This is a genomic window from Corynebacterium felinum, assembly GCF_030408755.1.
Lineage (GTDB): Bacteria > Actinomycetota > Actinomycetes > Mycobacteriales > Mycobacteriaceae > Corynebacterium > Corynebacterium felinum.
In genome coordinates, this window is record NZ_CP047209.1 from 1,562,158 (window position 1) to 1,584,038 (window position 21,881).

Here is a 21,881-nt window from a genome sequence, read left to right on the forward strand (position 1 = left end):
CGCACTGGCGACACAAAGAACTATGGTGGCGTGCACACACGTCAGGACAAAGCGCTGACGTGCGCAATTTTAGTGATGCTGCTCGTTTGGATCGTTATCAGCATCTTCCTTCGTGGCGTGAACAGTACCAGGAAGGTGATCAGGGGCAGCGTAAATGGAGTACAGCTTCACAGGCTCATCACCAGCATTGAGCACATTATGCCACTTGCCAGCAGGGATGAACACTGCCCAGTCGTCCTCCACAACCTGATCAATATCAAGCTCAGACTCGCTTGCACCAATCATCACGCGAGCCTTACCGGACTCCAAGCGCAAGAATTGGTCATGATCATCGTGAATTTCCGCACCGATCTCGCCACCGGCAGGAATGTCCATCACCGTCATCTGAAGGAACTGGCCAGTCCACACCGTATCACGGAAATTAGTGTTGGACAGGGTCTTTTCCTCAATATCAAGGACGTATGGATGTGGGCCAAAATCAGCCATGAGTGTGGCCATGCCTTTCTTTTCGACAATAGAACTCATACCCATCGTACTCATGGATCGACCAACGCGCAGATAAAAACACAACCAACCCGAACTAAACCTGCTCTGCCTTATCAAACGCCCGCAACACCCGCTCCGCAGCCAACGTCGGTGTGATCTGGGCATGGCGCAATTGCTTTTCGACGAGCGAACGCATCGCCATCACATCAGGATCAGTATTCAGCCGCTGCAAAATCGTCTCATGAACCATCGACCACATCCACTTCACCTGCTGCTCACGGCGATTACTCTCAAAGAAACCAGAAGCAACCATCGCCTCATGATGATCCACAACTAACTGCCAGAACTCATCAGTACCCTGCGACTCCACAGCAGACAACGTAATCGTCGGCGGATGCCACACAGCATTTTCTGGCCTCACCAAACGCAAAGCAGCCGCCAACTCACGCGCAGCACGCTTAGCATTCTTCACATTCGGCCCATCCGCCTTATTGATCGCCACCACATCAGCCATCTCCAGAACACCCTTCTTAATGCCCTGAAGCTGATCACCAGCACCTGCCAAAGCCAAGAACGTAAAACAATCAACCATCTGGGAAACAGCGACCTCGGATTGTCCCACCCCCACAGTCTCGACCAAAATGACGTCGAAACCAGCAGCCTCAAACACCACCATCGACTCACGCGTCGCCTTCGCAACACCGCCCAACGTCCCCGCCGACGGTGACGGACGAATAAACGCATTATCCTTGCGCGCTAATTTCGCCATACGAGTCTTATCCCCCAAAATTGAACCCCTCGTTTTCGTCGACGACGGGTCGATAGCTAAAACGGCCACCTTATGGCCCTCACCAATGAGCTTCATGCCCAAGGACTCAATAAACGTCGACTTGCCCACCCCAGGCACACCCGTAATACCGACTCGCAATGCATCGCCACTAAACGGCAGCAAACGAACCAACAACTCCTGCGCCAACACACGATGTGCGGGAGCAGTGGACTCCAACAGCGTGATAGCCCGCGAAATCATTGTTCGATTACACGCCCGCACGCCGTCGAAAAGCTCATCAACATTAATCCTGCGCCGCGCCTTCACAACAATCTCTGGGGCTACCGCAGTTTGTTCCCCCAAATCCGTACCAGCGGTCGTAGTCAACGACCCCAAATGATGCTCAAGATACTCGTTATCAACAGGCATGGGAAGAAAACTCCTCGTAGAAACAAACCGGCCACAAAGGAATCAATAAGGTAAAAGAAACCTTCATGGCCGGCCAAACAAGAGTGCACACAGTGCACGCAAGGAAGGCTTAAAGACATGAATGCCATGGCATAGACAATGCCTTCCATCAACACGAAAGCATTACACTTCCACGTCAACCTCAAGCTCAAAACCCAACTGGGCGCTCAGCTTCGTTAACAAATCGATCGCAGAATCCGCAATCACAGTACCCGGTGGGTAAATAGCGACAGCACCGTCATCGTACAGTTCTTGGAAATCACCCGGTGGAATCACGCCACCGACCACGATCATGATGTCTTCCCGACCCAGCTTCGCCAACTCCTCCTTCAACGCTGGAACTAAAGTTAAGTGACCAGCAGCCAAAGAGGACACGCCAACAACATGCACGTCGGCGTCGACAGCGGCACGCGCTGCCTCAGCAGGGGTCTGGAACAAAGGTCCGACATCCACGTCCATACCAAGATCGGCGTAGGCAGAAGCAACAACCTTCTGGCCACGATCATGCCCATCCTGGCCCATCTTGGCAATGTAGATACGAGGGCGACGACCTTCCTCAGCCTCGAAAGCATCAGCCATAGCAATAGCCTTTTCGACGTTGCCCACGCGGCCCTCCTTTCCAACCTCATCCTTATACACACCAGACAAGGTACGAATCTCCGCCTCATGGCGGCCAAAGACCTTCTCCAACGCGTAAGAAATCTCACCCACCGTAGCCTTCGCGCGGGCACAATCGACCGCCAACTTCAGCAGATTCTCATCGAGATTACCTGGCTCCTTGGTATCCTTTGCCGCAGCGGCGGTCAGCGCATCCAAAGCCGCCTGGCAGGCAGCCTCGTCACGCTCAGCGCGAAGCCTATCCAACTTCGCCAACTGCTCTGCACGCACCTTAGTGTTATCAACCTTCAGAACCTCAATCTGCTCGTCCTCTTCGACGATGTACTTATTCACGCCGATCAGAGCCTGACGGCCCGAATCAATACGAGCCTGAGTACGCGCAGCGGACTCCTCAATGCGCAACTTCGGAATACCTTCCACCGTTGCCTGAGCCATACCACCAGCAGCCTCAACTTCTTCGATGTGCGCACGCGCACGATCAACCAACTGCTGAGTCAACCACTCGATATAGTACGAACCAGCCCAAGGATCAACAGGGCGAACAGTCCCCGACTCCTGCTGGAGCAACAACTGAGTGTTACGAGCAATACGCGCAGAGAAGTCAGTGGGCAAAGCCAGCGCCTCATCCAGCGCGTTGGTGTGCAGCGACTGGGTGTGACCCTGCGTTGCAGCCATAGCCTCAATACAGGTACGAGGAACGTTATTGAACACATCCTGCGCAGTCAGCGACCAACCAGAAGTCTGGGAGTGCGTACGCAACGACTGGGACTTCGCCGACTTATTGTCGAACTTCGCCACCAGCTCACTCCACAGCAAACGACCAGCACGCATCTTAGCGATCTCCATGAAGGTGTACATGGAAATACCCCAGAAGAAAGACAGACGAGGAGCGAACTTATCAACATCCAAGCCCACTTCCATACCGGCACGAATGTACTCCACACCATCAGCAAGGGTGTAAGCCAACTCCAAGTCAGCCGTCGCTCCTGCCTCTTGGATGTGGTAGCCAGAAATCGAAATGGAGTTAAAGCGAGGCATCATCAGCGAGGTGTACTCGAAAATATTCGAGATAATACGCATCGAAGGCTTCGGAGGGTAAATGTAGGTGTTACGAACCATGAACTCCTTCAGAATGTCATTCTGAATGGTGCCTGCCAAGCGGTCCGGAGTAACACCCTGCTCCTCAGCAGCAACGATGTACAACGCAAGCACTGGGAGCACAGCACCGTTCATGGTCATCGATACGGACACATTGCCCAAATCGATGCCCTCAAAAAGCTGGCGCATGTCCAAGATCGAGTCAATAGCAACGCCCGCCATACCGACGTCGCCAAGCACACGCTCATTGTCAGAATCGTAGCCACGGTGGGTAGCCAAGTCGAAAGCCACGGACAAACCCTTCTGACCAGCCGCAAGGTTACGGCGGTAGAAAGCATTCGACTCCGCAGCAGTGGAGAAACCAGCGTACTGGCGAATCGTCCACGGCTGGTTGGTGTACATCGTAGGATAAGGGCCACGCATAAACGGTGGCATACCTGGGAAGGAATCAAGTTGCTGTGCGTCGACTGTCTCGTTGCGGTCAGCACGATCGAACACACGAGGAACATCAATACCCTCAGGTGTATTCCACACCTGTGCCTTCAGCGCCGACGCATCTTGGGCAGCACTGGTTTCCACAGTTGCTGTGTATTCGGAAAAATTAGGAATAGTGCTCATAGTGGTTATGCTCCCAACTTCTCAAGCAGCTGAGCCAAAGTATCAGCCGCATCAATCTTGAGGTTCAAGTAACCATCGGCATCAACACCGCTACCTGCAGCACCCGCAAGCAAAACAGTCTCAACACCCGCCTCACGCAGTGCCGTGAGTGCCTCGGCACCAGATTCCTCATATTCCTGATCAGTACCGCAAATAACGACGATCGAACTCGCCTTCGCGGCTTTTGCAAACTCCTGCGTACCTGGAACAACCTGACCCGGATTAACAGCCTCAATACCACCAGAAGCCAACAAGTTCGTAGCAAAACCAGTGCGGATATTGTGCTTAGCCAAAGGCCCCAGCGGGATCAACGCAACCTGCGGACGCTTACCATGCGACTCCAAGAATGCATCCGAACGGTTGCGCAATGCCTCAAACTCCGCAGCCCAACGGCGAACACCATGAGGCTCAACTCGTAACTCAGAAGCCAACGGAGCCTCCAACAAGTTCGGGAACTCGTTAATAGCCGTCACCTTCTTGATACGGCGAGCAATATCGGCACGCGTTAACTCATGCGAGGCATCAAGCAACGCCTTGACCGAACCAGAAGCAACAGCGGCCCTAAAACCACCCTCCTTTTCAATGGTGCTAAACACAGCCCAAGCCTTGTCAGCAAGCTCGGTCGTGAAAGCCTCCACGAAATACGAACCACCAGCCGGGTCCACAACGTGACCCAAGTGCGACTCTTCCAGTAGAAGAAGGTTGGTGTTACGAGCAATACGACGGGCAAAGGTGCGCGAAGTATTTGGCAAACCACCAGGAATCGCCCAATCAAAAGGCAAAACCTCAACATCCGTCGCGCCACCAACACCGCCAGCAAAAGCAGCAACAGTGCACCTAAGCATATTCACCCACGGATCACGCTGCGAAAACATGACAGGTGCAGTCTGCGCATGCTGCGGGCAGGAACCATGGTCGGGTGCACCGACAATCTCAGCCACACGAGCCCACAATTGGCGGGCCGCACGCAACTTCGACAACTGAGCGAACTGATCATCAGACACCGCGAAACGGAAAGCAAGCTGGTCAAGGGCTTGCTCCACGCTTAAGCCAGCATCAGTTAACGCACGAAGATAGTCTGCACCCGTAGCCAAAGCCAGACCAATCTCCTCCGCATCAGTAGCACCCTGATTCGAAAAAGCTGCAGAATCAACCAAAATTGCGCGCGTGCGCACGCGAGCAGCACACGTCTTTGCCAAAGAAACAGCAGTCTCAAGGTCAACAGAGTCAGAACCATCAACCTGCGATGTCAACGGGGACGCGCCAAGCTCAATCAAAGCAGGATCAGCATCCTCGGCGTCGACAAGCGCAAATAGCGCCTCGGCTTGGGAAACAAGCGCTAAGCCTGCCTCCAAACGCACAGGAGCGTACTGAAACAGCACACCCTTCAACAGCGCTGCAAGATCAGCCTCACCCTTGACCACCACATGCGTCGTGCCGTTATTGAGAGCATGCATCAACTCCGCATTCGAACTTTTGGCATCAAAAGATTCAGTCACCCCCCAGCCCTGATGCTGATGGCCAACACCCTTCGCGCCACGACGGAACGGGAACACACCCGGAATCGGATCCTGCTCCAGCTCATCAGCACGGGTATACAGCGGATTAACATCAATGCCCTCATACGTTGTTTTAATCAGCTTCCGCCAACTATCCAACGGGACATCAGCAATGTCCTTCTTCTGGACACGCGCAAAAACGCCAGCCACAGACTTGTACCAAGCCTGCTGACGGGCCTCAAACTCTTCAGTTAAGGAATGTCGTGTGTCAGTCACGATAGGGACCCACTCCCCTCTTTCCATATCATTTGTCAACAGCATCCAACAAAACAAACTGCGCCTCAAACCGGCAAGAAACCACACAAGTGGAACCAGTAACAGCAGAAAGATCATCGAACACTTCATGCTTAGAGTGGTGTGCAAAGCACACTGATCACAGAATGCTTTAACTCACAACCACAGTTCAGTCTAGTCCTAACGCACAAAAGTTTTGGCATTGTTAAGTAGCGAAAAATTTTTCCCCCAACCCCCATCGAGGGATAAGATACACCCCTAGAATGAACACTCCCACACCTACCCCTAAAATGCACAACAAACTGCATAAAGCATGGCGCACACTGCGTGGCAGTATCCCCACCACCCGCTTAGTGGCACTGACGGTGGTGGCAGTGATCATGATAATTATCACTCTCACCTATAACATCCCGCCTCTTGCCCAATGGCAAGCCTGGTCCCAATCTAACGGTCACTGGTTCATTCCTGTCTTCTTCAGCTGCTACGTCCTCGTTACTCAATTCCCCATCCCGCGCACCTTCTTCACCCTCACATCAGGAATACTCTTCGGTCCTAGCGTCGGCATCGGAATTGCACTCGCCGCCACTACCGTATCCGCGGGAATTTCCTTGCTGACCATGCGTTACCTCGTCGGTGACTGGATTGGGCCGACACTCACGCATCCCGCCGTTAATCGAATCAACACACGGCTAAAACAACGCGGATGGTTAGCCGTCACAAGCCTGCGAATGATTGCAGGCGTCCCCTTCTGCGCGGTGAACTACGCCGCCGCACTAACCCCCATCCCAATCATGAGCTTTTGCTTAGCAACCTTAGTCGGCTCCGCCCCCGGAACGGTCATGACGGTCATCTTCGGCGATGCCCTTACCGGACACTATGAACCACAATTAATCATCTTTAGCCTGCTTCTGGCGTGTCTAGGTGCCATCGGATTAGTTCTAGACCATAGACTTCCAGTCAAGGACAAAGACTAGAAAAATCTTAAGAGTAGTGAAAGGAGTCACCGGGGTGTTTGCCATACACGCACGCTATCGAGGCCGAGAGCGACGCAGAGCAGAACTGGTGCGCAATTCCGCACAAGCACTATCCACCCTCCCCGGGGTTGGTGAATTCAGTGTGCTTGGTGTTGAAGATATCGCAGCCACCATCGACACCCCCAGCGCAACCTGTGACACCACCATGGCATTACTTTCGCACGGAGATTGGGCAGTAGCAATTGGCGTCGCCCCTACCGATGAACAAGCCCTCAACCTTGCCCGAACCACACTTGGAGCCCATGCACGGGCAGGGCAAGTAAAAGTAGGTATCCGGCGTCAAAAAGAAGCGGCACAAGATGTAGCTGGTGCATTCCTCATGCTCGCGCACATCTTGGCGAAACGCACCCCTGAAGGGCGCGAAGCCACCAGCCTCATGCGTAGCGGCTACAACCAAAACGAAGCAGCCGCCGAGCTTGAAATCTCCAAACAGGCCATGAGCCAAAGACTTCAAGCAGCTGGCTGGCAAGCAGAACTTGCTGGTTGGCGGCTCGCAGTGAGATTGCTCGAACAAGCCGATGCGAAAACCAAATAAAAAAAGTGTGGCTTCACAGAATTCTACTGAAATGAGAAAACTGTGAAGCCACACTTTCTGTTCGCTGCGCGAACAGAAACTAACTATCGAGCTCTTTGTGCAGCTGACCTAGATCAAAACTCACTGCCGGAGTCTCATTTTGCGCAGGAGCAGCCGTTGGCTCTGGTTCATCGACAGGCTTTTGCGCCACAGCGTTTGCTGCAGCAACCGCAGCTGCAATTTCTGGATTTGCTGAAGCTTCAAACCACTCTTCAGGCACGGAGCCTTCCGTTGAATCCTTTTCTACCTTCACAGGCTCGTAACGGAACACGCCGTCATCATCCTTCTTAGCCAAAGCGCGGGCAAACTGTTCAAGAGAATCACCAAACTGGCTCGGAATCATCCACATCGTGGATGCTTGGCCCTCGGCCATCTTCGGCAGCTTCTCCAAATACTGGTAAGCCAACAGTTCAGGAGTTACCTCAGAGTGTTTAATCGCAGTATTAATCTGCTCAATTGCACGTGCCTCACCTTGAGCCTCCAAGAACTTCGCTGCGCGAGCACCTTCGGCACGCAAGATAGCTGCTTGACGATCAGCCTCAGCCTTCAAAATAGCGGCGTGCTTCTCACCCTCAGCCGCCAAAATGCGCGCTTGCTTTTCGCCCTCAGCGGTACGAATATCCGACTCACGGCGACCTTCAGCCGTCAAAATCATAGCGCGCTTTTCACGGTCAGCCTTCATCTGCATTTCCATCGATTGCTGAATCGATGGTGGTGGATCAATAGCCTTCAACTCCACGCGGGAAATACGCAAGCCCCACTTGGTCGTAGCAGCATCAAGCTCGCCACGCAGACGACGGTTAATAACATCACGGCTGGTCAAAGTCTCTTCCAAGGTCATGCCGCCAACGACGTCACGTAGCGTGGCTACCGAGATCTGTTCCACGCCCACGATGTAGTTATCGACGCCATAAATTGCGCGTGCAGGATCGTTGATCTGGAAAGTCACCACAGTATCGATAGCAACAGTCAAGTTATCCTGAGTGATCACGGCTTGAGGCGGGAAGCTGACCACGCGCTCACGAGTATCAACTCGTTCACGCACCCGATCGATAAATGGAATGAGGATGCCAATACCGCCAGAAATAGTCCGAGTATAACTACCCAACCTTTCGATGACGGCAGCTTCACCCTGCGGAATCAACACAATAGTCTTTAACACGAAGATAACCACAAGGGCTATCACTAGACCAAGCAAAATAAGTGTTGGCATAAAACGAAATCAGTCCTTCCAGACGATAGCAGTCGTTCCTTCAATAGAAACCACGTGAACACTTTCCCCTTCTTCAAAATGAACGTCAGGGAAGAGGGCTCGCGCCGACCAAATAGAGCCATCCAACCGAACCTGGCCTCCATCACTCGACACGCTCTCAACAACAACAGCGCGCTCCCCTTCGAGAGCCTTCACTGATGTATCAAGCTTGGGGGCTTGATTAATTCGTGATTTCAGTGCTGGCTTCAAAAACAGAAGCATCAGCACGGAAATCAGGGCAAAAGCTACGACTTCTACCCCCAACGGAACCCCAAACGCAGCCACACCTGCCGTACCCAGCGCAGCTAAACCCAACATCAGTAAGGTCAGCTCACCAGCGGTAAGGACCAATTCGAGGCCCATCAATGCAACTGCGATAATTAACCAAATAAGTGCACCCACCCCACCAAGACTACAGTAAGTCCTCCTTCGAAAGTTCGGGATTTGTTACAAAATCAACTAAACGTTCCACAGCACCAATCAAGGTTGAATCAATATCGCGGAAAGTCTTCACCGCACCATACACCCGGCTCCACCCTTCACGCGGATCAGACCAACCTAATTGTTGGCACACCCCAGTTTTCCAATCCTGGCCATAGGGCACCTCGGGCCAATGCCTCAACCCCAACCGCTCAGGTTTCACTGCTGCCCAAATATCAATATAAGGATGCCCAGTAACCAGCACATGTGGACCAACAGATTGCGTCAGTCGAGTCTCCTTAGAGCCGGAAATTAAGTGGTCAGCCAATACCCCAATCCTGCGCCCAGGGCCTGGCTGGAATTCCGCCAAGCGCTGCTCTAAGTTATCCAAGCCTTCCAAATACTCCACTACGACACCTTCAACGCGAAGGTCATGGCCCCAGATCTTCTCCACAATCGCAGCATCATGGACGCCTTCCACCCAAATACGAGACGGTGCAGCTACTTTCGCCTCCACATTGGCGACCCGCGTGGAGCCAGAATTTGAGCGCTGAGGCTGCTGCTTGGGCACGAAGCGAGTAAGGGTAACGCGGTTCCCATCAACCAAGAACGCACCTGGACGAAGTTTGAACAAGCGGGTGACACCCCGGCGATCCTCCAAGCGAATGAAATCGCCATCATAGGTCTTTTCAAAACCTACAACGGCACCAACGAAGCCGTCGGCAAGCACCTCCACAACCTCGCCCGGTGCGGCGGGGACACTGGGGAAGGAAGGCTTTTGATTACGTGCATGTCCTTTGAGGATGTCTCCATAGTCTCTCACAGACAAAACCCTACTAAAATTAAGCCCCGATGAAACACTTCTACTCACCGTGTCAGAATATTGCCCTCTGGTGGGCAGCCTGGCTTTACGGATACGAATCCTTTGAGGAACTCAATAACGCACTTGGCGAGCTGCACGGACCCCATCGTCGTGCAGGCGAGGAATTTAACTTTCTCATCCTCGCCAAAACTATCCGCGATCAAGCCTCGCACATGCCTCATGTCCCCCGCGTGGGGCTCTGGTTAGGCGGGCCAGGCGATCCCGTGATCGCCAGCAGTCAATTAGTAGCACACAACGATAGCGACGTCGACACGCACGTGCCAGCGGCTGGTGACAATAGCACCGTGGATGACAGCATCTTTGAAGCAATCGTGCTCAACGATGAAACAGTATGCATTCCGCACCATGATCGATCCGGCACGGGGTGGTCACTCTTGACAAGCACGCGACCACCCCGTGCCTATCTTTCTCCAGGGGAAGCCGATATCGCACTCAGTAATGCTACGCGCATGGCTGCACGCTTTATTGAAAACTCCAACTACAACATTCGTGACTTAGTCGCCCCACGGCTGAGTGTGGGGCGATTGACAGATTTCTACGAAAGCCCAGGATTGCCCTCGGCCGTGCCACCACGCTGCGCCAAACTCATTGCGCGAGCAGACCAGGTGAGTGCGATTGTATCCACAGTGACGGAAACACTCGGTGACCACTATTTTGACCCGCAACTGCTATCACTAGCTCAGCACATCCGCGCAGCGCGAATGGCTGCTGTGAACTATGCGGTAATGGAATGGGGACGTTTAGCTGGTTGACAACAGTCAACCTCGCACGGCGATCCATTCACCGTGCAGCCCTTCGATGGCACCGTACCGAGATGTAACGGTGGTTGATATCCGAAAGTTTCAAAGAGTAGATCAACCACCATAGAAGCAAATTCTTTCGTGTGGCCAACCGTGGCGGCACGAACCACTTTCATGCCCATTTCTTCCGCTTCTTCTTGCAGCTCATTATCCAGATCCCACACCACTTCCATGTGGTCGGAAATAAACCCAATCGAGCACACTACTAGGTTGTTAACCCCTTGTGCATGGAGTTCATGAGCATGGTCAACAATATCGGGGTCAAGCCACGGAACTTTACCGTCGCCGGAAGCTGATTGCCACACGACGTCGTAATCGCTAACGCCGAGCTGTTGTGCGACAAGGCGTGCAGACTCATTAACCTGACGGGAGTACAGCGGGCCATCTTCCGCAGTGCCAGAATTGGTGTCAGCAATGATCGGGATGGAATGGGCCGTGAAAACGAGGCGGATCTCGTCTTTGTTGATCCCCTGTCGGGAAAATGCTTCATATGCGTCATTGATGGCGTGGACGTTGCCCTCAATAAACTCAGGGTGGTCAAAGAACTGGCGCAGGCGGTAGAAGTCGACGTGCCCAGCATTATGTGTGTTAAGTGTCTCAAGCATGAGTGCGATATCTTCGGCGTATTGGCGACACCCCGAATAGCCACCCCATGCGCTTGTAGCAAATACAGCGACCTTCTTATGGCCCGCGCGGGCAATCTCTAAAGCAACATCGGAAGCATACGGAGCCCAGTTGCGATTGCCGAAATAGATAGGCAGGCTAATTCCGCGTAGCCCCAACTCAGTTTCGATATTGCTAATTATTTCTCGATTGCAGTCATTAAGTGGGCTATAACCATCGAAGTGATGATAATGAACGGCCACTTCCTCCAGCCGGGAGTCGGGGATGCCACGTCCCCGAGTGACGTTTCGGAGGAAAGGCATAACATCTTCGGGCTTTTCTGGGCCACCAAAGCTTAAGAGAAGGAGCGCATCCACGGGGGTGTTCATAAGTAGCGAGTCTAACACTACTTTTGATTGATATAGAAAACCCCTTGATCGAAGCCTCCGATCAAGGGGTAATAACTAGTGAGCACCCAAAAAGTGTGCTCAGATAAATCCTGTGACTATTAAATCAAGCGCACTGCGTAAGGACTCATGCCACCCCAGCGCACTGGAGAAATACGCACTGTAGATCCTGACTGGGGAGCTTCGATCATGGTGCCATCACCCAGATAGATTGCAACGTGATGCTCTGCGTTTGGGCCGTAGAAAATGAGGTCGCCACGCTGCATTTCCTTGGGATTGATCTTCGTTCCCCGCTGATACTGGTAGCCAGTGTAGTGCGGAAGAGAAATCCCAGCAGCGGCAAAGGCGTACAACACAAGCCCTGAGCAGTCGAAGCCAACCTTATTGTAGTCACCATGCCGGTCGGCTGTGCCACCGTCGCGAATGCCCTTGGTTGGGCCGTGAGCATTGCCACCACCCCATGCATAAGGGGTGCCGATTTGGCTTTGCGCACGTGCGATCACTGCCTCGATCTTCGCGCTACGGTCGCCACTGATGACTGCGGTGGAGGCGTTGCTTGTGCTGTTTGCAAGATCATCGAGAACGACGAAAATATCCTCGAGCGCATTCTGCACCGCGCTATCAGTACTAGGCTGGCTCTGCTCCGGTGCGGGCGTTGTCGTTTGTGGTGACTGGTCACCTAGATCAACAGTGCCAGTGTCGGTGCTTTGGGTGGCCGAATCAACGTTGAGAACACCAGTGTTATCGGGGCTTGGAGTGGTGGCAGTTTGATCTTGTGTGGCTGCCGCCAAAAGCTCCTGAGCGGCTTTTGCGGCGGCCTCAGCTGCTTGCTGCTGTTGTTGGGCGGCCTGTTGTGCATCGTTATTTTGCTGCTGGGCTGCCTGCGCTGCCTTTTCTGCGGCTTCTTTCGCAGCCTGAGCTTCAGCCTGTGCCTTGGCTTTCTGCTCGGCGGCCTGCTTGCGCTCAGATTCTGCACGTGCTTGTTTTTCCGCCTCTGCTGCTGCCTTGGCTGCAGCTTCTGCTTCGGCCTGCGCCTGAGCCTTCGCGCGTGCTTGCTCTTCGAGCTTGTGGCGCTCTTCTTCTGCCCGATGCGCCTCTTCTGCAGCCTTAACGCGGGCCTGTTCAGCTTCCTGATACGCCAGGTATTCAGAACGTTGCGTGTTCAGTGCAGAAGCATTGGATCGTGCCAGCTCTAGTTTGATCTGAGCATTGTTGCGCTCAGCTTCGAGTTTCTGGTGCTCTGCTTGTCGACGCGCAATCTCCGCGCTATTGCGTTCAAAGCTCTGCTCTGCATCCTCTTTAGCTTGCTTCGCTTCCTCTTCACGTGCTTGGGCAATATTGCGGGCTTCGCGAAGGAGGGATTCTTCGTTGGCTTGCTGGGTCCGCAGGCGATCGAGATCATCGATCAACTTCTTCTGCTTTGCAGCGTTGGTACGTAGGTACGTCTGGCGGTCGAGTGCGTCTTCAGTGTTGGTGGTACCTGCAATACCGCCTACGACGCTCGTCGCGCCTTGGCGGTAGGTGGAGCGAGAAATCTCATCCAAGGTTTCCTGAGCTTTGACCATCTCAGATTGCGTGAATTCCAACTTGCTGCGAGCCTCGGTTACGCCTTCGCGTGCTTCCGCAGCTTTGTGCTGAGCGTCGTGATAGTCGACCAAACTCTTGTTTACAGCTTCACGCAGCCGACCCATCTCCATTTCCATAGCGTTGAGCTCGGCATTGGAGGTAGCGATGGTGGCAATGAGTGCAGAAACATTGGTCTCCGCTTCATTGACTGCGCTGTGAGCCTGAGTGATGTCGCTATCTGAGGGATTTGTGGGCTCGGCTAAGGCGAACGGGTTCACGGCTGTAAGGCAGGCAACGACCGTAACGGCTGCCCAACGACGACCCAGTGTGCTCACAGATTCTCCTTGGTTGGGGACACAACAAGCGAAACTGTGACTACCAAAAAAATTTTTCTGCTTCATGCTTCCCCACACGTGCACAAGAAAGTCTATTGGGAGTCAAGTTTCTAGAATCGACTCAGTAGTCGACACTTCGAACATTAGAGCACTCCACCCTCAGTGCGCATCAAAAGTCAGAGAAGTATGAGTTAATACCAATATTCACATCTGTAACATTGGTACCATGACCTTGGCTTTTATCTACTAAGCACATTAGGTGTGATATTAATCACAATAGTAGTGATAGCGGCGTGGCTCGTTGCCATGGGCACAAAAAGTGTATGTATACCCCAACGGGGCATCTAGTCTGTGTGCTTGACTTTTACAAGTGTGAGAGCAATGGAAACGAGGAAAATCACACTGGCCAGAATAAGTGTCAACGTTCCGCCAACAGCTGGACTAGCCTCAAGTTCTTGGTTTAACTTTGCTACACCAGCCTCTATCGTTGGGGCGCTAAGAAAAGCATGTTGCGCACTTTCAAGATGGGCACGACTGTATGTAGTGCTGACAATTGCACCACTGTCAGGGCTTCGAACGACGATCGTGGACAAATCGGTCGACAGTAAGAGATCTTGGGCAATATCGCGAAGATCGGCCGGTTGTGCCGGTGTGAAGTTGAGAACAACGAACCCTGCGTCGTGTAGTACCGGTGATTGTTCGCGGGATGCCACGAGTTGTGCGTGTAATTCGGGATCATCGTGGACAAATGCCACGCCGTCGTCAAGCAATTGCGTGGTGAGGTCGGAAATGTGTATGCCTTCAGGAATCATTAATTCCTTATCCTAGCTGCAAATCCTGCCATCAAAGCCTTTTCCCGACTTGAAGACCTAAGGGTTTGCAGGGCAATTCACTGTAGAGTTTCTCTTACATTCAAGTGTCATAGCTTGATTTCCGTTATGTTTTACTTTTGACGATGGCTCCCTTGGCGGGTGTGGGCCGTAGGATCGCGGCATGATACATCTTCTCCTTATTTCTTATCTATAGTTCCTCATTCCTTATCTATAGTGTTGCCGTAGTACGCGCCCTGATTTTTCGATGCCTACGTCGTCGCTGTCGTCAATGTATTCTGTGGGATTGGTTAATTATCCTCTGCGAAATACTGAGGGTGAAATGCGCATGTTTTATTTCACTGGCTAGTCAATGGCAGTGAAGAGCTCCCCCTAACTGTGGGTAGTCGATTGGGGAAAAATTCCCCCGCCCTTCGAGAGCTGCTTTTGTGTCTTGCGCTGTGGGCATGTTCGATTTTTATGCGATAAGCACGCAAAATGATGTTCACCTTCGCTGAACATGTCCAGTGTTTTTAGGGTAGCCAAAGCTACTTTGTGGCTGTGACCGGCGGTTTCTTGTGGTGATCGTGTTGGCTAGGGGTAGCGAAAATTCCACAACAGAACGGTTGTACTGTTAGAATGAGCGTCAGGCGACGCGGTTGTTTAGAACACAACTCCGCGAACGCAAGCGACCATAACGATGGTTTTCCCCACCCCCCACCGCCACTCAGTGAACGTGGCAGGCACAGGGGCAATCCATCGCTAAAGCGCTTCATATCTACTATCCCCCCCTGTTGAAAAGGAATGGAGCTCAACGTGACTGAAAGCAAGAACTCCTTCAACGCCAAGAGCACTTTGAAAGTCGGCGACAAGTCTTACGACTACTTCGCTTTGAACGCAGTGCCAGGCATGGAGAAGCTTCCCTACTCCCTGAAGGTTCTCGGCGAGAACCTTTTGCGCACCGAAGATGGCGCTAACATCACCACCGAGCACATCGAGGCAATTGCAAACTGGGATCCAACCGCTGAGCCCAGCATCGAAATCCAGTTCACCCCTGCACGCGTATTGATGCAGGACTTCACTGGTGTTCCTTGTGTTGTCGACTTGGCAACCATGCGTGAAGCTGTGAAGACCCTCGGCGGCGACCCAGACAAGGTGAACCCACTGAACCCGGCGGAAATGGTCATCGACCACTCCGTGATCGTCGAAGCTTTCGGCTCTGCAGAAGCCCTGCAGAAGAACGTTGACATCGAGTACGAGCGCAACGAAGAGCGCTACCAGTTCCTGCGTTGGGGTGCTGAGAACTTCTCCAACTTCCGCGTTGTTCCTCCTGGAACCGGTATCGTCCACCAGGTCAACATTGAGTACCTCTCTCGCGTTGTCTTCGACAACAACGGCCTGGCATACCCAGACACCTGCATCGGTACTGACTCCCACACCACCATGGAAAACGGCCTAGGCATCCTGGGTTGGGGTGTTGGTGGCATTGAGGCTGAGGCTGCAATGCTCGGCCAGCCAGTCTCCATGCTTATTCCAAAGGTTGTTGGCTTCAAGCTCACCGGCGAGATCCCTGCCGGCGTGACCGCGACCGACGTCGTGTTGACCATCACCGAGATGCTGCGTGAGCACGGCGTGGTGCAGAAGTTCGTTGAATTCTACGGCAACGGTGTGAAGTCTATTCCTCTGGCAAACCGTGCCACCATTGGCAACATGTCCCCAGAGTTCGGCTCCACCTGTGCGATCTTCCCAATTGACGAAGAGACCACCAAGTACATGCACCTGACCGGTCGCCCAGAAGAGCAGATCGCTCTGGTTGAGGCTTACGCGAAGGCTCAGGGTATGTGGCTGGAGCAGGATGCTCCAGAGGCAGAGTACTCCGAGTACCTTGAGCTCGACCTATCCACCGTAGTTCCTTCCCTTGCAGGTCCAAAGCGTCCACAGGACCGCATTCTGCAGTCTGAGGCAAAGGCAGCTTTCCGTAAGGATCTGCCAAACTACACCAACGACACCGAGACCGTTGCGCCAGTGAAGGCATCTGGCACCTTCGAGGCTAACTTCAACTCCTCCCGCCAGGGCTTCGGTGAATCCGCAGCTGAAGGCGCTGAGGGTCGCGTTTCCCGCCCAGTGGTAGTTGCTTCCCCGAATGGTGGCGAGTACACCTTGGATCACGGTATGGTCGCTATCGCGTCCATCACCTCCTGCACCAACACCTCCAATCCATCCGTGATGGTTGGTGCTGGCTTGATCGCACGCAAGGCTGCTGAGAAGGGCCTGAAGGCTAAGCCATGGGTGAAGACCATCTGCGCACCAGGTTCTCAGGTTGTTGACGGCTACTACCAGCGCGCCGACCTGTGGAAGGACCTTGAAGCTCTTGGTTTCTACCTCGCTGGCTTCGGTTGTACTTCCTGCATCGGCAACTCCGGCCCACTGCCTGAGGAAATCTCCGCTGCTATTAACGAGCATGATCTGACTGCCACCGCGGTACTGTCCGGTAACCGTAACTTCGAAGGCCGCATCTCCCCAGACGTCAAGATGAACTACTTGGCTTCCCCGATCATGGTGATCGCATACGCTATCGCCGGCACCATGGACTTCGATTTCGAAACCCAGGCTTTGGGCAAGGATCAGGATGGCAACGATGTGTTCCTTAAGGACATCTGGCCATCCACTGAAGAGATCGAATCCACGATTGCTGAGTGCATCTCCCGTGAACTCTACGAGGCTGACTACGCTGACGTGTTCAAGGGCGACGCTCAGTGGCAGGCACTGCAGATCCCAACTGGTAAGACCTTCGAATGGGATGAGGCTTCCACCTACATCCGTAAGGCTCCTTACTTCGATGGCATGACCATGGATCCAGAGCCAGTCACCGACATCAAGGGCGCTCGCGTTCTGGCTAAGCTCGGCGATTCGGTCACCACCGACCACATCTCCCCTGCTTCCTCCATTAAGCCAGGCACCCCTGCTGCTCAGTACTTGGATGCTAACGGCGTTGCACGCCAAGATTACAACTCCTTGGGTTCGCGTCGTGGCAACCACGAGGTTATGATGCGCGGTACCTTCGCGAACATTCGCCTGCAGAACCAGCTGGTGGACATCGCTGGTGGTTACACCCGCGACTTCACCAAGGAGGGTGCACCTCAGTCCTTCATCTTCGATGCGTGCCAGAACTACAAGGCAGCCGGCATTCCGTTGGTTGTCCTTGGTGGTAAGGAGTACGGCACCGGTTCGTCCCGCGACTGGGCTGCAAAGGGCACCAACCTGCTGGGTGTGAAGGCAGTGATCACCGAGTCCTTCGAGCGTATTCACCGCTCCAACCTGATCGGTATGGGTGTTATCCCACTGCAGTTCCCTGCTGGCGAGTCCCACGAGTCTCTCGGCCTGGACGGCACTGAGACCTTCGATATCACCGGTATCGAAGAGCTGAACAACGGTGTCACTCCGAAGACCGTTCACGTCACCGCAACCAAGGAATCCGGCGATGTTGTCGAGTTCGATGCGGTTGTCCGTATCGACACCCCTGGTGAGGCTGACTACTACCGCAACGGTGGTATCTTGCAGTACGTGCTCCGCAACATGGCGCAGTCCTAGTTTGCACTGTGTTGTACTCCCCGCTCATGGTGTGATTTAAGCTTCCCCCTTATCGTTGTGCGACGAGGGGGTGAGGTTTATCACATTGCTTGGGGTGGGTTAAACACTAAAGTGGGGCCGAAACAATGTTTTGACGTGTGGCGGCCCCACTTTCTTTTCCCTTCATTGCGGTATGAAGATGTATTCGTTTTTCAGTGAGAGGAGTGAGTCGGTTCCTATGCCTGTGGTCTCCAGTGTCGAGCTTTCCTCGCGTCGGCAAGAAATCCTTGATGGTGCCCGCCGCTGCTTTGCTGAACATGGCTATGAGGGAGCCACGGTTCGTCGTCTCGAAGAGGCGACTGGGAAATCTCGGGGTGCGATTTTCCATCACTTCGGTGATAAAGAGAACTTATTCTTAGCGCTTGCTCGTGAAGATGCTGCTCGTATGGCTGAGGTTGTTGCAGATAATGGTTTGGTAGAGGTGATGCACGATATGCTCGCCCATCCTGAACGCTACGATTGGCTGTCAACCCGGCTGGAAATTTCGAAGATGTTGCGTACTGATCCCAGTTTTCGGGCTCGCTGGCAGGAGCATCAGCAAGTGCTTGACGACGCCGTTCGCGCTCGATTGCGCGGAAATCTGTCCAAGGGGGGCTTGCGTAACGACGTCGAAGTTGATGTATTGCACACCTATCTCGAAACCGTTTTAGACGGTTTTATCACCCGCATTGCTTCAGGGGCGTCGACGAAAGATTTGTCAGCTGTGCTCCACCTTGTTGAAGATAGTGTCAGAAAACACTAACGCTGGACTAGACTAGATTTTTCGATGGCTGATTTTCTTTTTATCTCACTGCGCTTCGGTGAGCATTCACGCGAAATCGCGCAGGCTGAACTCGGTGACCTGCTGCGTTCAACAGTTCTTAGTGCTCACGAGGTCGACCACCTCATTATCGACTCCACGAACGTGTGTATTCCTCACCTTGACTCCTACGTAGGGGTCATCGTTGGGGGTAGTGCGCTTAATGTGACAACAAGTACCTATGATGAGTTCCAGACCCACGTGCATTCTGAGCTCACTCGACTCATTGGTCTTGATATTCCGGTGTTCCTCATCTGCTTTGGCATGGGATTCTTAGCGCAGGCAACGGGTGGCAAGGTGGATCGGAGTCGCCCTGAGGTCACGGGCATTACTGAAGTGGTTCTTAGCGACGTACCTGATCCTTTGACTGCTTCGCTGCCCGAACGTTTCCTTGCATTAACCGGGCATCAGGAATCCACTGTTGAATTGGGTGATGGGGCCACTATTCTTGCTCAAGGGCCTACGTGTTTTGCGCAAATGGTGCGTTACCGCGATCACGTGTGGGCAACCCAGTTCCATCCGGAAATGGATGCGGATGCGATGAAGGTTCGCATGGCATTTTTTATGAATCACGGCTATTTCTCACCCGAAGATTATGACGAGATCGTCTCCAATATCCGTGACTTTGACGTGTCGCACTCACATGCGGTGATCAATAATTTTGTTCATCATTGTCGCGCCATGGCCGCCAAATAGCGTTGTGTGATGCGTCGCTGCGCCCACCTGGCAGCTGGAGCACCTAGTGTGGTGATCCAATGATTGGGTTGAGAAAAAGCGACGCATCGTCCAGTTACTGTGTCGTGAGAATCAATGCTGATGATGAAGGCTTCTTCGCCGCTTGCGAGATGTCGAGCACGGGTTCCGTACACCATGATTGTGTGCGCTGGTTGGGCGTCGATAAGCAGGATGTCGCATTCGTTGGTGGTTGGGCCACATTTTAGCTCCACCCAGCCTTCGTGTGCGGTTACTTTCATGCCAGCTTCTTCGTGGACCTGCCAACATAGTAGTTTTTCGCTAGCGCGCGCAAAAGTCTGTCGACCATGGCCAAGCACTCGGGATTCGTCGAGAACACGCCACGGTGACACGAGATGTGACCTAGATCCCTTTGCGAGGTCAAGTGTTGTTAATTTCAGGTGTGGTGGGTAGTTAATCATGGATTCTCTCAGGGTAAGATGTGGTGCATGTTTGCCATTATGACTGTAACGGGTGTTGATCACACCGGCATTATCGCCGCAGTATCCACCGCGCTTGCTGAACTCGACGTCAATATCCACAACGTGTCACAAACCCTCATGGGCGAGTATTTCACCATGATTTTGCACGTCGCTTTCGACGAAAAAGCAGTTGATATGGGCACCATTCAGGAAAAGATGACTGAAGTGGAAAAGCAAGAAAAGCTCGTGATCCGAATCCAGTCTCAGGCGATCTTCGACGCCATGAACATCATCTAAGCAAACTATAAGGATAGTTCATGACTTTTCACCACTCCTCTTCCTCGATCCTCGAAACTATCGACATGATCGAGAAGTACCGCCTCGATATCCGCACCGTCACCATGGGTATTTCCCTGCTTGACTGCGTGCGCTCCACTATGGAGGACACCTGTGAGGCGGTCTACAATAAAATCACCACGAAAGCTGAAAACCTCGTCTCCGAATGCGAAGCGATTGAACGGGAGCTCGGAATCCCCATCGTTAACAAGCGGATCTCCGTCACCCCTATCGCTCTGATTGCGCAAGCAGTCGACGGCTCGCCCGTTGAGATTGCGAAGGCACTCGACCGCGCCGCAAAAACCGTGGGCGTGAACTTCATCGGCGGCTATTCAGCCATTGTGGAAAAGGGCATGACGCCTGGCGATGAGCGTTTGATCCGTTCCATTCCCGAAGCGCTCACTGTGACCGACGTGGTGTGTTCCTCGGTCAATATCGGTTCTTCTCGTGCTGGCATCAACATGAATGCTGTGGCCCTGATGGGTGAAATTGTCAAGGAAGCCGCGGAATTAACCAAAGACAACTCCGCAATTGCCTGCGCCAAGCTCGTCGTCTTCGCCAATGCGGTGGGCGATAATCCCTTCATGGCAGGTGCTTTCCACGGCATCGAAGAGCCCGATTGCGTCGTTTCCGTCGGCGTTTCCGGCCCCGGCGTGGTCAACCGTGCGCTTGGCGATCTGGACGGCGCCACCCTCGATGAGGTGGCCGAAGCGATCAAAAAAGCTGCCTTCAAGATTACCCGCGCAGGTCAGCTGGTCGGCACCATGGCGTCGCAACGCCTTGGCGTCCCCTTCGGCATCGTCGACCTCTCGCTGGCACCCACCGCCGAACTCGGCGACTCCGTTGCCCACATCATGGAACACATGGGCTTAAAGCAGGTCGGCACCCACGGCACTACCGCAGCACTTGCCTTGCTAAACGACGCCGTGAAAAAGGGTGGCATGATGGCTTGCTCCCGCGTCGGCGGTCTGTCCGGCTCTTTTATCCCCGTCTCCGAAGATAAGGGCATGATTGATGCCGTACGTGCTGGAAATATCAGCATCGACAAGCTCGAAGCCATGACCGCAATCTGCTCCGTCGGACTTGATATGGTCGCAATCCCCGGTGACACCTCCGCACAGCTCATCGCCGGAATGATCGCTGACGAAGCTGCAATCGGCGTGATGAACCATAAGACCACCGCCGTGCGCGTTATCCCCGTACCTGGCACAAAGCCAGGCGACGAAGTCAACTTCGGCGGACTCTTGGGCTACGCCCCTGTCATACCTGTCTCCACCGTAGACAACTCCGATTTCATCAGCCGCGGCGGCTTCATCCCCGCACCAGTCCACGGTTTCCGAAACTAGCCACTTCACACCGAACACGATCGAGTAGGGTGCCGGGTTTCCCG

At 53.5% G+C, this 21,881-nt stretch carries 19 protein-coding genes; 8 read left to right on the top strand and 11 right to left on the bottom strand.

Annotated elements, in window-relative coordinates; genetic code table 11:
• Positions 1-69: 69 nt before the first annotated feature.
• The 4 genes from CFELI_RS06725 to CFELI_RS06740 all read right to left on the bottom strand — a co-directional run bounded on the left by CFELI_RS06725 (position 70) and on the right by CFELI_RS06740 (position 5,871).
• Positions 70-498 (bottom strand): cupin domain-containing protein, encoded by a 429-nt coding sequence (locus tag CFELI_RS06725; RefSeq protein ID WP_277103724.1) that lies wholly within the window; start codon positions 496-498, stop codon positions 70-72.
• A gap of 82 nt (positions 499-580) precedes the next feature.
• Complete coding sequence (meaB, locus tag CFELI_RS06730) at positions 581-1,684, bottom strand: methylmalonyl Co-A mutase-associated GTPase MeaB (protein WP_277103699.1); 1,104 nt, start codon at positions 1,682-1,684, stop codon at positions 581-583.
• Between the two features lie 162 nt (positions 1,685-1,846).
• Positions 1,847-4,057, bottom strand: a complete 2,211-nt coding sequence (scpA, locus tag CFELI_RS06735; protein ID WP_277103700.1) for a methylmalonyl-CoA mutase — start codon at positions 4,055-4,057, stop codon at positions 1,847-1,849.
• 5 nt (positions 4,058-4,062) lie between these two features.
• The gene (locus tag CFELI_RS06740; protein WP_277103701.1) at positions 4,063-5,871 is read right to left on the bottom strand and encodes a methylmalonyl-CoA mutase family protein; all 1,809 of its coding nucleotides are present in this window, start codon (positions 5,869-5,871) and stop codon (positions 4,063-4,065) included.
• A 281-nt stretch (positions 5,872-6,152) separates the two neighbouring features.
• On the opposite strand from CFELI_RS06740, the gene CFELI_RS06745 reads away from it, so the two are divergent.
• Together CFELI_RS06745 and CFELI_RS06750 are read left to right on the top strand one after the other, a co-directional pair.
• Entirely contained in the window at positions 6,153-6,863 is a 711-nt protein-coding gene (locus CFELI_RS06745) for a TVP38/TMEM64 family protein (protein WP_277103702.1), read from the top strand.
• A gap of 34 nt (positions 6,864-6,897) precedes the next feature.
• Positions 6,898-7,458, top strand: a complete 561-nt coding sequence (locus CFELI_RS06750) for a MarR family transcriptional regulator (RefSeq protein WP_277103703.1) — start codon at positions 6,898-6,900, stop codon at positions 7,456-7,458.
• A gap of 79 nt (positions 7,459-7,537) precedes the next feature.
• On the opposite strand, the gene CFELI_RS06755 is transcribed toward CFELI_RS06750, so the two are convergent.
• From CFELI_RS06755 to CFELI_RS06765, 3 genes are read right to left on the bottom strand one after another with little or no spacing between them, the layout of a single operon-like run.
• Positions 7,538-8,710, bottom strand: a complete 1,173-nt coding sequence (locus CFELI_RS06755; protein ID WP_277103704.1) for an SPFH domain-containing protein — start codon at positions 8,708-8,710, stop codon at positions 7,538-7,540.
• A 9-nt stretch (positions 8,711-8,719) separates the two neighbouring features.
• Positions 8,720-9,151 (bottom strand): NfeD family protein, encoded by a 432-nt coding sequence (locus CFELI_RS06760; protein WP_277103705.1) that lies wholly within the window; start codon positions 9,149-9,151, stop codon positions 8,720-8,722.
• A 10-nt stretch (positions 9,152-9,161) separates the two neighbouring features.
• Positions 9,162-9,992: a DUF3097 domain-containing protein gene (locus CFELI_RS06765; protein WP_374724727.1), complete on the bottom strand. Its 831-nt coding sequence runs from the start codon at positions 9,990-9,992 to the stop codon at positions 9,162-9,164.
• A 29-nt stretch (positions 9,993-10,021) separates the two neighbouring features.
• On the opposite strand from CFELI_RS06765, the gene CFELI_RS06770 reads away from it, so the two are divergent.
• A complete protein-coding gene (locus CFELI_RS06770; RefSeq protein ID WP_277103707.1) occupies positions 10,022-10,804 on the top strand; it encodes an Rv1486c family protein in 783 nt (260 codons plus the stop codon).
• Here the strand turns inward: CFELI_RS06770 and CFELI_RS06775 are convergent.
• From CFELI_RS06775 to CFELI_RS06785, 3 genes are all read right to left on the bottom strand, one after another.
• On the bottom strand, positions 10,768-11,844 hold the full coding sequence (locus CFELI_RS06775) for a ferrochelatase (RefSeq protein WP_277103708.1): 1,077 nt from the start codon (positions 11,842-11,844) through the stop codon (positions 10,768-10,770). The two genes, CFELI_RS06770 and CFELI_RS06775, sit on opposite strands and share 37 nt — an antisense overlap.
• Positions 11,845-11,963: 119 nt before the next feature.
• Entirely contained in the window at positions 11,964-13,763 is a 1,800-nt protein-coding gene (locus CFELI_RS06780) for a DIP1281 family NlpC/P60 protein (protein WP_277103709.1), read from the bottom strand.
• A gap of 344 nt (positions 13,764-14,107) precedes the next feature.
• Entirely contained in the window at positions 14,108-14,575 is a 468-nt protein-coding gene (locus CFELI_RS06785) for an Rv1476 family membrane protein (protein WP_277103710.1), read from the bottom strand.
• Between the two features lie 813 nt (positions 14,576-15,388).
• On the opposite strand from CFELI_RS06785, the gene acnA reads away from it, so the two are divergent.
• From acnA to CFELI_RS06800, 3 genes are all read left to right on the top strand, one after another.
• Positions 15,389-18,163, top strand: coding sequence for an aconitate hydratase AcnA (gene acnA / locus CFELI_RS06790; RefSeq protein WP_277103711.1), 2,775 nt, complete (start codon positions 15,389-15,391; stop codon positions 18,161-18,163).
• A gap of 217 nt (positions 18,164-18,380) precedes the next feature.
• Positions 18,381-18,944, top strand: a complete 564-nt coding sequence (locus CFELI_RS06795) for a TetR/AcrR family transcriptional regulator (protein ID WP_277103712.1) — start codon at positions 18,381-18,383, stop codon at positions 18,942-18,944.
• 24 nt (positions 18,945-18,968) lie between these two features.
• On the top strand, positions 18,969-19,697 hold the full coding sequence (locus CFELI_RS06800) for a glutamine amidotransferase-related protein (RefSeq protein ID WP_277103713.1): 729 nt from the start codon (positions 18,969-18,971) through the stop codon (positions 19,695-19,697).
• Here the strand turns inward: CFELI_RS06800 and CFELI_RS06805 are convergent.
• Positions 19,670-20,155, bottom strand: a complete 486-nt coding sequence (locus CFELI_RS06805) for a DUF1990 domain-containing protein (protein ID WP_277103714.1) — start codon at positions 20,153-20,155, stop codon at positions 19,670-19,672. The two genes, CFELI_RS06800 and CFELI_RS06805, sit on opposite strands and share 28 nt — an antisense overlap.
• A 27-nt stretch (positions 20,156-20,182) precedes the next feature.
• Between CFELI_RS06805 and CFELI_RS06810 the strand changes: the two genes are divergently transcribed.
• Both CFELI_RS06810 and CFELI_RS06815 read left to right on the top strand, forming a co-directional pair.
• Positions 20,183-20,452 (top strand): ACT domain-containing protein, encoded by a 270-nt coding sequence (locus CFELI_RS06810; protein WP_277103715.1) that lies wholly within the window; start codon positions 20,183-20,185, stop codon positions 20,450-20,452.
• A gap of 20 nt (positions 20,453-20,472) precedes the next feature.
• Entirely contained in the window at positions 20,473-21,837 is a 1,365-nt protein-coding gene (locus CFELI_RS06815; protein WP_277103716.1) for a PFL family protein, read from the top strand.
• Positions 21,838-21,881 lie beyond the last annotated feature (44 nt).